We start from the raw sequence: 12,295 nt of genomic DNA, 5'->3' as shown, positions 1-12,295 counted from the left end.
CGGATCAATCATCCTCATCAGGCTCCGCCGCATCAAGATTGACGAGTTCTGCTTCAGCATCCGCAATTCCCTGGGCTTTGGCGTGCTCCAGCCATTTCCGACCTTCCTGCAGGTCCGTTACCCCGGCCAGTCCACGGATCAGATAGCGTCCAAGCATCAGCTGCGCCAAACCGTTTCCAAGCTGAGCCCCCTTGGTAAACCACTTCTGCGCCTCGGCGCGATTTTCCGGGACATCATGTCCGCCGCCATACATGGCTGCCAGCGAGAACATGGCGTCCACATTTCCACTCTCCGCGGCAGCACGATAAAGCTCCAGCGCACGAGCATGATCCCGACGGCCGTTGATCTGCCCCGTGACGAGAAGCTGGCCAACAGCGACCTGCGCTTCACCCATTCCGGCGTCCGCAGCTTTTTCCATCCAATACATCGCCTGCGTTGGATCAGCCTGCACGCCCCGTCCTTCAAGCAACATTCTGCCATACCAGAACTGGGCATTCACAATGCCATCTGCCGCTTTCTGCATCCAACGGGCCGCTTCCCGATTGTCAGCCGTTCCGCCGACACCCTGATCGAAGCAGACACCAAGATTGAAAGCCCCAACCAGATCTCCACGTTCGGCTGCACGCTCGAAACGTTCTTTAAGAGCCTGTTTTTCGTCGTCTGTCGCAGAAGCGCCTGTAAGAATCAGATTGCCAAAATCTGCATCGGCATGACGGTCTCCCGCTTCAGATGCCACCTGGAACCAGTGCGTCGCCACGTCCGGGTCGCGGTGAACACCGCTGCCAGTCAGGTAAAGCAGTCCCAGCGCTCGTGCCGCACCCCCATGCTTCTGCTCAGCGGCAAGACGATACCAGTTTGCTGCCTCCATCAGATTGGGAGGGAGCTCCCCCCCCTGTGCGTAAAGATCGCCCAGCAACGCGGCTGATTCCGCATCTCCATTCAGGGCGGCTCTGCGCAGCCAGGTTTCGGCGCGACCGTAATGCCGCTCCACCCCGACGCCTTCCAGCAGGAACAAACCAAATCGCGCCTGAGCGCCAACCATGTTCCGTTCAGCAGCCTGCTGGTAATACCGCGCGGCAGCTCCCATGTCTCGGGGAACGCCAGCGCCAGCTTCGCTCATTCGCCCAAGAATATCGAAGGCTGTTCCCAGCCCTCCCTTGGTCGCCTCTTTCAGATGGTGGGCAGCAAGAGCCCTGGCCTCGTCGGTCTCAGCCTGATGCAGTATGGCCAGCGCCAGCCCGAGATGCCCCTGCGAACAACCAGCAGCAGCGGACCGTTCATACCATGACCGCGCCTGAGCAAGATCGCGCAGGTCTTCCGGCCCGTTGGTCAGAATATAACCGAGCAGTGCCTGGGCATCGGCAGATCCCGCATTCGCAGCAATCTGACCCCAGTGAAACCCCTTGTGAAAATCAGGCTGACGAGGCCCGATTGCGGGGCGCGCCGCCAACTCCAGAGCAGCTTCAGGCCCACGGATCTCAAAACCCTCGGGGAAACCAATCGTATAAAGCGTCGCCAGAACGAACGATGCCTCAATGTGACCGGCCTCTGCCGCGCCAAGCATCCAGCGCGCACCCTCTTCGAGGCTGGGTGGAACACCTGTGCCGTCAAGATATGCCCGTCCGACGCGAAAAGCAGCTTCTGTATCGCCAGAGATGGCAAGACGACTGAGAAGGGTGAAGCCTCGGACGGCATCGCCCTTCTCCATCAGACGAACGCCTTCTTCCATCTTTCCCTTCGAGGAAAGAAGAGACGCAATACGACGCTTGAATGTCATGATCCCTCAACCTGATCCAATGGAAATGGAAAACGCCCGGGAAGGCCGGGCGTTTTCTGGTCTTAGGGCTCTCTCATGCCGTCGGTTGCAATCGGAGCCATCCGCCCGAACAGGTATTTCAGGATTGTCCGCTTTCCAATATCGATATCCGCCGTGGCGGGCATGCCTGGCGCAGGATGGAAAAAATCCGGCTGACCATGCAGCGTATAACGATCAATCCTCAGACGGACGCGGTAATAGATAGAGTCCGTCGGACCCGCTGCAACAGCGCTGTTGTCCCCTACACTACCGCTATCAGATTTCTCGAAAGAGTCTGCACTGATGACATGCACAGTAGCCTCCGCACCCCCATACTGATTGTACGGGAAAGCTGCGAACTTTACGATCGCATGATCACCAAGTTTTACGAAGGCAGCATCATTTGCCTTCATGACAGCCTCCATTTCAACGCCAGATCCCGTAGGAACCAGCGTCATGAACTGAGCTGCCGATTGCAGAACAGAACCAATAGAGGCCTTGGCAATTGTCAGGACAACGCCATCTTCCGGCGCCTTGAGAAGAACCAGGTCCTGTCTAAGGCGGGCTTTGTCGTATGAGCTGCGATATTCGTCCAGATGATGCTGTGTTTCCGTCAGGCTCGTATAAACCTGAGCTTTCCAGTTTTCCATGTAGCTGTCACGCTCAGCTTTCATGGCTGCCATTTTGTTTTCGGCAGAATTGGCACTCTGCTGAGCGGCGATCTCGGCGCGTTCCGCTTCCATCATGTCATTCTGAGCAGCAAGTGTGGACAAACGCGATCCCACCTGGTCGGCCTGCTCATGCTGGCGCATTTTCAACACTTCAGAAGCGACGCGCATCTTGCTTGCATACATTGCCGCATTCGCCCGATAGCCCTGCAGATCACTTTGCAGACCCGCAATCTGCTGATCGTAGTTCTGGACCCGGGCACGGTATTCACTACGACGACGCAGGAAAGCTGCTCCCTGACGAACAGAATCAGGACTGGACGTATCAGGGACATAGTCCTTGTCGTCAGCTTCAGCCTTCAAACGATCCAGCTCAGCCTGATAGGCGTTACGCTGCTGAGCCATGTTCGTAATATCGGCTTCCGTGATTGTCGGGTCCAGATGTGCGAGCACCTGACCTTTTTTCACGAAATCGCCTACATGGACATCAATGGACCGGACAATGGACGTCTCAAGAGGCTGAACGACGAGTGTTGGCTGAGTGGATGTCAAACGCCCCACTGTGCTGACCACCCGATTGATTGGAAAGAACGCCATACCGGCCAGGCTGGCCAGAAACAGGCATCCAATCAGCACAATCGTATATCGGGCAGATGCAGTTGCTGGAAGATTAACAAGACCCGCAGTTGGGGAATGGAATTCCAGCAATGCAATCGGCATGTCCTGCGGTGCGAACGGGTCGGTCGCAGAGCGGGGCACATGACTGTTAAAATTCTCGCTGCCGCCATTTTCAGGCGACTGCCCATTCTGGGGAATCATGTCAGAGGAGCTCATGTCTTATTCTCCTTCGCTCAACTGACCGGCCGCCTCTGAAGGGCCTGAGGAATTCATATGGCGGTTCTGTTGCAGCCATAGGGTCCGATAGATCTCGCAACGTTCCAGCAGGACATGATGAGGGGCTATGTCCACCAGTTTCCCCTTATCCATGACGGCAATCTGATGACAGTCCACCAGGGACGAGAGGCGGTGAGACACGATGACCATCGTTCTCCCCTTGCCAATCCGCTGCAGATTTGCATTCACCAGAGCTTCGGATTCCGGATCGAGCGCAGATGTTGCCTCGTCGAGGATCATCAGCTTTGGATCGCTGATCACCGCACGAGCGATCGCTAGACGCTGTCTCTGTCCACCAGAAATATTGGTCGAGCCTTCTTCAATGAAGGTATCGTATCCCGCAGGCATACGTTCAATGAATTCTTCTGCACCTGCCAGACGGGCCGCACGAATCGCATCATCAATTGTAAGGCCCGGACGCCCTGCAGTGATGTTCTGCATAACCGTACCACGGAACAGAAAGTTATCCTGAAGGACAACACCGAAGGAGCGGCGAAGGTGGGTCAGATTTATCTCTCGCAGATCAACACCGTCCAGACGGAGATAACCCGTATAGCTACGGCTTACGCCCTGGAGAAGACGGGTTACCGTTGACTTACCTGATCCAGAGCGTCCCACAAGCCCAAGCATGGTGCCCGGGGGGATTTCAAAGCTGACGCCATTCAGCGCCTTTGTTGAAGATCCCGGATAAGAGAAGTTCACATCCATAAAGGAAAGCGCGCCTTTGATCTGAGGGCGCATTCCGGTCGTGAGGGCTTTTGTCTCTGTCGGCTGGTTTAGAACAGCTCCGGCTTCACCAAGGGAAACAGTCACTTCGTTGACGGCTTCCAGAAGTTTGGCAAGCCCCACCAGGGGGGCTGCCACGCGGCCACCCAGCATCATGAATCCGGCGAGAGCACCTGCCTGCATATCACTGGCATTTGTCAGAACCAGGTAGGCACCCACAAGAATGACGCCTCTGTTAATAAAGGCATCAAATGGCATAACGAGGGTCTGCGGCCAGTTGGACATTCGGCCGGACGCGAGCTTCCAGCGCACAACATCGGCAGTTTTCTCATCCCATTCTTCCCGACGGGTCGGCTCAAGAGCCAGTGTCTTGACGGTACGGATACCAGCCACAGTTTCATAGAGCGTTGAGTTGCGGTTCATTTCCGCCTTGACCTGTCGACCCATGGTACGCGTCAGAATGGGGAGGAACAGCACGACAATCAGGCCAATGCATCCTGCTGCTGCAATTGTCATCCAGGCCAGCGTTGCACTGAGAATGAAAAGAATTGGCAGAACAACAACAAGCGTGAACAAGTCCAGCATGGTGCTCATCAGTTGTCCCGTGAGGAAGTCACGAACACGGAAGACAGCCATGAAACGGCCCAGCACCTGCCCCGTCTGCTCACGCTCATAAAATTCAAGCGGAAGAGCAAGCAGGCGATTGAAGGCATGAAGCGAAATTCTTGAATCCAGCCTTGTCGACAAAATCAGCGACAGTTCCCGACGGGCATATGACAGGAGGATTTCATAGAACGTCAGGATAATCACAAAAGACGTCAAGGAAATCAGGGTGGCCATTGAGTGATAGTTCACCACTCGGTCCAACACCTGCATGACGATCAGCGCGGGGAATATCTGCAAAACGCTGAGAACCATGGATGCAAAGGCGATATCGCGAAGGAGCTTCTTCTCCCGCAGCGCCATTTTCGCAAACCACAACAGATCAAAACGCGCATCGGCTTCCGATTCATTGAGGCGGCGCCTCACCAGAAGCACATCTCCCGTCCAGACCTGAGAAAGACGCAGTTCATCCACAGGAACAGGGGTGTCGCCTTCGCCGCCCATCGGGTCACGAAGCCATACAATACCTTTTTCCGGATTAGCCCCGACCATCAATCCTGCCGAGCCATCCTTGAACATCAGGACAATCGGAGGAGTGTTCTGCAAACGAATCAGGTAACGCCACCGCAGACGCATGCCTTTTGCGACAACACCCTGAGACGTCAGCCAGCGAGCCAGAGACGCCGGAGACGGAGAGGCTTCGCCCGGCTCTGCCGCGTAATCACGAATATCAAGATCGACCCCGTGAAAACGGGCAGCAGCCATGGTTGCATATAATCGAATGACTGCCGGGCTTACGTCCCTTCCGGGGCCAGACACGCGCTGGGTTTGCTCCACGAAATGTCCTCTATGCTGTGGTCCCGCACAGGCGGCATCAAAGGCAGAAACGCCCGTTCATAATTCATGAATAGAGAATACTGTCTTTTCCGTCACCTCCCCGTTTCTTCCATCAGAAAAAATCTTTGCAGAAACATAGTTCCAGCGAGACGAAACATGGTCTTTGTTCAAAGAAAGACCGCTACATAACTTTTAGCCGATGTGTTTTTTTTATGACGACAGACCATCCGAACTCTGAGCTGCATGGTACAAACCCTCATAAAAATTCTGTGACTTCTTCCCTTATCCTTGGTTACCCCCCATGTGATGAGGCTCCAGTATAAATTTAACAGAGACGTTTCATGCAGCTTCTTCGCCAGTATGCCGCTCTGCCGGAACGGTTCTCTACCCCCCTGCAAAACCGCCCCTTCCGAGCGCCCGCAATTATCGCACTCAACGAACCGCTGGCCACAGAACTCGGCATGTCGCCTGAGTGGCTAAAAAGCCCGGCGGGGCTTTCCCTTCTGTCTCACGGCCTCCGACCGGACAGCTTCCCCCCTCTGGCCATGGCCTATGCCGGCCACCAGTTCGGACATTTTGTTCCTTCTCTGGGAGACGGTCGCGCCATGCTGGTTGGCGAAATCGTGGATACGCACGGGAAGCTCCGGGACCTGCATCTCAAGGGCTCCGGGCCAACCCCCTTCTCACGCCGCGGAGACGGGCGCGCAGCGCTCGGGCCAGTTTTACGCGAATACGTTGTCAGTGAAGCCATGGTCGCGCTGGGCATTCCGACAACCCGGGCACTTGCTGCCCTTACAACCGGCGAAGACGTTCTTCGGGAGACGCTTATGCCCGGCGGCGTGATCGCACGTGTCGCGTCCAGTCACGTCCGCGTTGGCACCTTCCAGTATTTTGCAGCCCGCGGAGATCAGGAAGCGCTGCGGGTTCTGGTCGATCATGTCATTGAACGCCTCTATCCCGAACTGGCAGACAGCCCCAATCGCGCACTGGCCCTTCTGGAAGCCGTCGTGGAACGTCAGGCCCGACTGGTCGCCCAGTGGATGCTCGTCGGCTTCATTCATGGCGTCATGAACACGGATAATATGTCCATTGCAGGCGAAACCATCGATTTTGGTCCCTGTGCGTTTCTTGATGCCTATGATCCGGGAAAAGTTTTCAGCTTTATCGACCAGAACGGGCGCTACGCCTACGGCCAACAGCCAGATATGGCGCTATGGAATCTGGGTCGACTGGCGGAGACCCTTCTGCCATGCATTGATAAAGACACGGACTGTGCCGTCAAAATGGCGACAGAAGCCCTAACAGGTTTCGACGATATCTTTGGAGAAGCCTATCTCGCAGGCTGGCGTCAAAAACTGGGACTAGCCACCGAGCAGAAAGCTGAGACTACACTGATTTCCAGACTTCTCACGCTGATGCACCGAGATGAAGCAGACTTCACCCTGACGTTCCGCCAGCTTTGCAGCATTGTCCAGACTGGCGACACATCAGGCTTGCTAGCTCTTTTTAAGGATCAGACTACAGTCGCTGTCTGGCTACAAGACTGGCAAAACCGCCTGAAAGCAGAGAATATCAGCGCAGAGGATCGCGCGCAGGCGATGAGAGCCGTCAATCCACGGATCATTCCCCGCAATCATCAGATCGAAGCCGTCATCACTGCAGCCGTTGGGGGAAATTATGAACCTTTCCATCGTCTGACAGAAGCTTTGTCACATCCGTTTGACGATGGGGACGATGGGTTCGACCAGCCTCCCGCCCAACATGAGCGTGTTCAGAACACGTTCTGTGGAACCTGACGGATCAGGCGCCCTGAAGGGTCAGTCGGCTGTTGTTGAAGAGACGCCTGACCTGACAGTAAAGTGCCAAAAGATCCGGCATGCAGGCATTATGCAACGTCCGTACACTCTCATGAGTGGCATAGAATCGCAGAGTGCTCATGCTGGTGTTCATGATGGCCGTGCCTAAAAACACGCCGTTGACATGAATAACCTTGGAATTCAGCATCGATCCTGACCTTGATTGTCCTTCCAACTGCGAAAGAACGTCCTTGCTGCCGCCACCGACACAGGTCAGGGCGGTGCAATAACGGGGTTCATGCCAGATCGTTTCCCGTTAAAGCGTGACCTTTTTATGATATCCGATGACAGCATCATGGCCGGGGGGATGGACTTGCCCAAAGCCATGCGGGAAAACGCTGGAATGTCCTGTACAGTCTCACCCGCCACAGTTTCATCCACCGAGGCGAACCGGCTCGCGGCCGACCTCCCGCATCTCTGGCTGCCGTACACACAGATGCAGACCGCGCCCTTCCCCGTGGAGGCCGTTCGCACATCCGGAAGTCGCATCACACTGGCAGATGGGCGCGAACTCGTGGATGGTGTGGCCGCCTGGTGGACCGCCTGTCACGGCTACAGCCATCCACACATTCAGCAGGCGCTTATCCAGCAAGCCAGCATGATGCCGCATGTCATGTTCGGGGGCATGGTCCATGAACCGGCCCGCCGTCTGGCTGCACGGTTAGCAGAGCTGCTTCCGGGCGATCTGGAACGGACATTCTTCACCGATTCCGGATCGGTCGCGATGGAAGTGGCGGTCAAGATGGCCGTGCAGTATCACATCAATCGCGGAACAGAGGGACGCACGAAGATGCTGTCCTTCCGCGGCGGCTACCACGGGGACACGCTGGGCATGATGTCCATTTGTGACCCCGAAGAAGGCATGCACAGCCTGTTCGCCGGGGTTCTGCCGAAACAGGTTCTAGCCGACCTGCCCGTTGATGATGCCAGCACGGCCCAGCTTAAGGCGCTTCTGGAAAAGGAGGGCCATACGATCGCCGCCATCGTCACGGAGCCCTTGGTTCAGGGCGCAGGCGGAATGCTGTTTCACAGCTCCGAGGTGTTGCGTCGCCTACGGGAGCTCTGTGACCAGTTTGGTATTCTCCTGATCCTGGACGAGATCTTTACAGGCTTTGGCCGGACCGGGACCATGTTCGCTTGTGAGCAGGCCGACATCGTGCCTGACATTATGGCCCTCTCCAAAGCCCTGACGGGCGGGACCATGGCACTGGCGGCCACCGTTGCAAGGAAGAGTGTGTTTGAAGCGTTCCTGTCTACGGATGGCGGCAAAGCGCTGATGCACGGCCCGACCTTCATGGCCAATCCTTTAGCCTGCGCTGTAGCAAATGCTTCGCTGGACCTGTTCGAGCAGGAGCCCCGCCTTGAGCAGGTTGCCCGGATTTCCGATCAGCTTCGGCGCGAACTGGAACCCTGCCGAACGATACCGGGCGTCAAAAATGTGCGCGTTCTGGGCGCAATCGGCGTCGTAGAGCTTGAGAAGATCGAAGACCCGGATGTCCTGCGTCGCGCCTTCGTCACGCACGGCACCTGGATCAGACCTTTCCGCAATATCGTGTATCTGACACCGGCCTTCACGATTACACCCGAAGACCTCTCCCGCCTGACGTCCAGCATTGTGACCGTTCTTCAGGACAACGCATGACTCTGTTTGACGCCCATTTCGCTGCGGCCCTTAAGAAACGAGAGGCTGCCGGAACGCGGCGGGTTCTACGTCCCGTCACCCGCGAGGCAGGAGCTATCCTGCGCGATGGGCGACGCCTGGTCGACGTTTCCTCCAACGATTATCTGGGTCTTGCGGATCATCCCCTGTTGCGGGAAAGGGCTGCAGATTGGGCTCTCCGGTATGGAACCGGCGCACGGGCTTCCCGCCTGGTCAGTGGCACGCTGGACCTGCATCAGGCTGTCGAAGAAAAACTGGCCCGATTCAAGCACTGTGACGCGGCGCTCCTGTTTGCATCAGGCTGGCAGGCCAATGCCTCAGTCGTTCCGGCACTCTGCGCCCTTTCGGTGGCCCAGACCGGCCATCCGATGATCGTGTTTTCGGATAGGCTGAACCATGCCAGCCTGCATCATGGATGCGCCGCAGCAGGCGTTCGGCAGGTCCGGTTCCGTCACAATGACCTTGCCCATCTGGAAACACTGCTCAAACGCGAAGCCGCCACACCCCGCTTGCGAATGATCGTGACGGAAAGCGTGTTCTCCATGGATGGAGACCGCGCCGACGTCCCAGCCCTTCGAACGCTGGCAGACCGTTACGACACATTCCTGTATGTTGACGAAGCCCATGCGACCGGCGTTCTAGGGCCTCATGGACAGGGTCTTTCGGGCGGTCTGGCAGATCTGACCATGGGCACGTGCAGCAAGGCACTCGGCGGAATGGGCGCCTATATCGCCGGCTCCCGACTGCTCTGCGACTATCTCATCAATCACGCGTCAGGGTTCATCTACAGTACGGCGCTCCCTCCGGGGGTTCTCGGAGCCATAGATGCTGCACTGGACGTCATTCCCGACATGGACGCAGAACGGAAAACCCTGCTGGGACAGGCCGAGACGTTGCGGACCATCCTGAACGATGCCGGGTTTGATACTGCCGACTCCACAACCCAGATCGTCCCTGTTCTGATCGGAGAAGCTCAACGTGCGCTGGATGTTGCGACAGCTCTGGAGCGTGAAGGGTTCCTGACCGTCGCCATCCGTCCACCCGCCGTTCCCCCTGGAACAGCACGTTTGCGGATTGCCCTACATGCCGGCCTTCAGGATGCCGATATCATGCGTCTGGCCGAAGCCATCATTCGACTGGCCGGAAACGAGCAATGACCCTTCCCCTGTACCTCATGCATGGTTGGGGGTTTGATGCGTCGTTCTGGACCCCCATGCTGGGCCACTTGGCGGGTGTCGAAGCCTCCGTCGTGGACGCTGGCTATTTCGGCGTTCCATCCCGCCCACTTTTTCCCCAAACGCCTTATCTCGCCATCGGGCATTCAGCAGGCAGTCTTTCCCTGCTGTGTCAGGATCTTCCGGGGTGCGAAGGTCTTGTCCTTTTCAACGGATTTGCCCGTTTCTCCGCTGCCGCCGACTTTCCAGACGGTGTTCCCGTCCGCGTTCTGGAACGGATGAGACGCCAGCTTCAAAAGTCACCAGAAGCCGTTCTGACCGACTTCCGCAAGCGGTGTGGCACGGATGAGCCACTCCCCGGTCCTGCCGTGATGGAACGCCTTGATGTCGGACTGGAAAAACTGCTGCTGGACGACGCACGGGAGCAGGCCGCCAGATGGGGCGACCGCCTGCACTGGATGACAGGGCAGTCAGATCCGTTCCCACCAGCCCGGCTCGGCTTTGCCAGCCCCGGATCGATTGTGGATGGCGGCCATCTTCTGCCTCTGACGGAACCTGCTCTTTGCGCCAGCTTTATCCGACAATGGTCGATACGCCATGGATGAGCGCAAGCACCAGATTGCTCAACGGTTCAACGCGGCGCAGGACTACGATACGGCGGCAGATATTCAGCATCGCTGTGCCGGGCTTCTGGCCGATCATATCCGCAAAGAACTGGCACTTTCACACCCGGCACGGATTTTGGAATTTGGCTGCGGCACAGGCTTTCTGACCGAACAACTCTCTGCTGCCTTTCCTGACAGCGCTCTGATCGCTACGGATCTGGCGCCCGGCATGATCGCCCGAGCACAGGAACGCCTGACAGACCGGCCTGTCACGTTCCATGTCATGGATGGCGAACATCCCGACGTGGACGGCCCTTTTGATCTGGTCGCTTCCAGCCTCTGCTTCCAGTGGTTTGAAGACCGCGGGGCTGCCCTTCAGCGTCTATGCCAGAGACTTGCACCCGGCGGCTCTCTTATGCTCTCGACGCTTCTGCCCGGAAGCCTTGGAGAATGGCGATCGTCCTGCGAGCAGGAGGACGCCCCGTGCGGCGTCCCCCATTATACGGACACAGTAGCTCTTCAGCAGGAATGGCCACGGGGCGGCTCTGGAACCTGGGAGGTCATGACCCTTCATGATCCCGTCCCGAGTGCGCGCGTTTTCCTGAACAGACTGCGCCAGATTGGGGCCTCCCTGCCTCAGTCTGGCAGTCCTCCGGCAGGTCTTGGCGCCCTGCGCCGGGCCATGCGGCACTTTGACAGGCACCATCAGACTGTGACCTACAGGGTTGGTCTCGGAATTTTCAGGAAGGACACTCCATGAGCAGTTTTCGCGGCGTGTTCGTCACTGGAACGGACACGGAAATCGGCAAGACGCTCGTCAGCGCAATCCTGACGAAAGCTTGGAACGCCACCTACTGGAAACCGCTTCAGACTGGGCTGGCCGATGAAGCAGGAGACACGCCAACTGTCCGCACCCTCGCCGGACTAACTCCCGATCGCATCATTTCCCCGGCTTACGGTCTGAAAGCCCCACTGGCGCCTCTGGCCGCCGCCAGTCTGGAAGGCATGACCATCAATCCGGGGCGCCTGGTGCTTCCAGCCGTACCCTCACCCCTTGTGGTCGAAGGTGCGGGCGGCCTGATGGTACCAATCCGTGAGGATATGCTGATGATTGATCTGGTTCAGCAGATGGATCTACCGGTCGTTCTGGTTGCCCGGAGCGGGCTGGGCACGATCAACCATACTCTTCTGAGTCTGGAAGCCCTGCGCAAACGCGGCATTCCGGTTCTTGGGGTGGTGCTCAGCGGTCCTGAAAATCCGGGAAATGCGCGGGATATTGCAAGGTTCGGGAACGTGCGGATACTGTTCAGCGTTCCTCAGCTTGAGCAAATAAACGAAACGGTTGTTTCCGAAATATCCGAAAGCGTTCCACCTCTTCATGTCTGTCAGCAACAGAGTTCACAATGATGTGTCATTTTTGGCCTCTGCCATGAAAAGGACATGTCCAGCCCTTGTGAAATAACTCTGCAATCATAG

General features: G+C 57.2%; 10 protein-coding genes. 6 read left to right on the top strand and 4 right to left on the bottom strand.

The features are described from left to right. Nucleotides 1-4: 4 nt before the first annotated feature. The 3 genes from GFR01_RS07730 to GFR01_RS07720 form a co-directional block, all read right to left on the bottom strand. The gene (locus GFR01_RS07730; protein ID WP_099181949.1) at nt 5-1,777 is read right to left on the bottom strand and encodes a tetratricopeptide repeat protein; all 1,773 of its coding nucleotides are present in this window, start codon (nt 1,775-1,777) and stop codon (nt 5-7) included. 62 nt (nt 1,778-1,839) lie between these two features. Next, on the bottom strand, nt 1,840-3,297 hold the full coding sequence (locus GFR01_RS07725) for an HlyD family type I secretion periplasmic adaptor subunit (protein WP_063903146.1): 1,458 nt from the start codon (nt 3,295-3,297) through the stop codon (nt 1,840-1,842). A 3-nt stretch (nt 3,298-3,300) separates the two neighbouring features. After that, nucleotides 3,301-5,451, bottom strand: coding sequence for a peptidase domain-containing ABC transporter (locus tag GFR01_RS07720; RefSeq protein WP_099181948.1), 2,151 nt, complete (start codon nt 5,449-5,451; stop codon nt 3,301-3,303). 413 nt (nt 5,452-5,864) lie between these two features. Here GFR01_RS07720 and GFR01_RS07715 point away from each other — a divergent pair, with 413 nt between their 5' ends. Beyond that, nucleotides 5,865-7,319, top strand: a complete 1,455-nt coding sequence (locus tag GFR01_RS07715) for a protein adenylyltransferase SelO (RefSeq protein WP_099181947.1) — start codon at nt 5,865-5,867, stop codon at nt 7,317-7,319. Between the two features lie 4 nt (nt 7,320-7,323). Here GFR01_RS07715 and GFR01_RS07710 read toward each other — a convergent pair whose 3' ends face one another. Next, nucleotides 7,324-7,527 carry a hypothetical protein gene (locus tag GFR01_RS07710; RefSeq protein WP_099181946.1) on the bottom strand — a complete coding sequence of 68 codons (204 nt, stop codon included), beginning with the start codon at nt 7,525-7,527 and terminating at the stop codon, nt 7,324-7,326. Nucleotides 7,528-7,653: 126 nt separating this feature from the next. Between GFR01_RS07710 and GFR01_RS07705 the strand changes: the two genes are divergently transcribed. Genes GFR01_RS07705 through bioD form a run of 5 tightly spaced genes read left to right on the top strand, consistent with a single transcriptional unit; the run spans nt 7,654 to nt 12,226 of the window. Continuing rightward, a complete protein-coding gene (locus GFR01_RS07705; RefSeq protein WP_099182134.1) occupies nt 7,654-9,021 on the top strand; it encodes an adenosylmethionine--8-amino-7-oxononanoate transaminase in 1,368 nt (455 codons plus the stop codon). Continuing rightward, the gene (locus tag GFR01_RS07700; protein ID WP_099181945.1) at nt 9,018-10,196 is read left to right on the top strand and encodes an aminotransferase class I/II-fold pyridoxal phosphate-dependent enzyme; all 1,179 of its coding nucleotides are present in this window, start codon (nt 9,018-9,020) and stop codon (nt 10,194-10,196) included. Before GFR01_RS07705 ends, GFR01_RS07700 begins: the two co-directional genes overlap by 4 nt. Next, nucleotides 10,193-10,819, top strand: coding sequence for an alpha/beta fold hydrolase (locus GFR01_RS07695; protein WP_099181944.1), 627 nt, complete (start codon nt 10,193-10,195; stop codon nt 10,817-10,819). Before GFR01_RS07700 ends, GFR01_RS07695 begins: the two co-directional genes overlap by 4 nt. Continuing rightward, on the top strand, nt 10,812-11,579 hold the full coding sequence (locus tag GFR01_RS07690; RefSeq protein ID WP_099181943.1) for a methyltransferase domain-containing protein: 768 nt from the start codon (nt 10,812-10,814) through the stop codon (nt 11,577-11,579). The genes GFR01_RS07695 and GFR01_RS07690 overlap by 8 nt, the downstream gene beginning before the upstream one ends. After that, entirely contained in the window at nt 11,576-12,226 is a 651-nt protein-coding gene (bioD, locus tag GFR01_RS07685) for a dethiobiotin synthase (RefSeq protein WP_099181942.1), read from the top strand. Before GFR01_RS07690 ends, bioD begins: the two co-directional genes overlap by 4 nt. Nucleotides 12,227-12,295: the final 69 nt, after the last annotated feature.

This window comes from Gluconobacter frateurii (assembly GCF_002723955.1).
Taxonomy (GTDB): Bacteria; Pseudomonadota; Alphaproteobacteria; order Acetobacterales; family Acetobacteraceae; genus Gluconobacter; species Gluconobacter frateurii.
This window is presented reverse-complemented; position numbering and strand designations above follow the sequence as displayed.

What these genes read in the sequence shown, in the direction of transcription:
- GFR01_RS07710 (WP_099181946.1), bottom strand. Translation starts at nt 7,527, where the DNA reads ATGCTGAATTCCAAGGTTATTCATGTCAACGGCGTGTTTTTAGGCACG.
- GFR01_RS07705 (WP_099182134.1), top strand. Translation starts at nt 7,654, where the DNA reads ATGATATCCGATGACAGCATCATGGCCGGGGGGATGGACTTGCCCAAA.
- GFR01_RS07725 (WP_063903146.1), bottom strand. Translation starts at nt 3,297, where the DNA reads ATGAGCTCCTCTGACATGATTCCCCAGAATGGGCAGTCGCCTGAAAAT.
- bioD (WP_099181942.1), top strand. Translation starts at nt 11,576, where the DNA reads ATGAGCAGTTTTCGCGGCGTGTTCGTCACTGGAACGGACACGGAAATC.
- GFR01_RS07690 (WP_099181943.1), top strand. Translation starts at nt 10,812, where the DNA reads ATGGATGAGCGCAAGCACCAGATTGCTCAACGGTTCAACGCGGCGCAG.
- GFR01_RS07715 (WP_099181947.1), top strand. Translation starts at nt 5,865, where the DNA reads ATGCAGCTTCTTCGCCAGTATGCCGCTCTGCCGGAACGGTTCTCTACC.
- GFR01_RS07695 (WP_099181944.1), top strand. Translation starts at nt 10,193, where the DNA reads ATGACCCTTCCCCTGTACCTCATGCATGGTTGGGGGTTTGATGCGTCG.
- GFR01_RS07730 (WP_099181949.1), bottom strand. Translation starts at nt 1,777, where the DNA reads ATGACATTCAAGCGTCGTATTGCGTCTCTTCTTTCCTCGAAGGGAAAG.
- GFR01_RS07700 (WP_099181945.1), top strand. Translation starts at nt 9,018, where the DNA reads ATGACTCTGTTTGACGCCCATTTCGCTGCGGCCCTTAAGAAACGAGAG.
- GFR01_RS07720 (WP_099181948.1), bottom strand. Translation starts at nt 5,451, where the DNA reads ATGGCTGCTGCCCGTTTTCACGGGGTCGATCTTGATATTCGTGATTAC.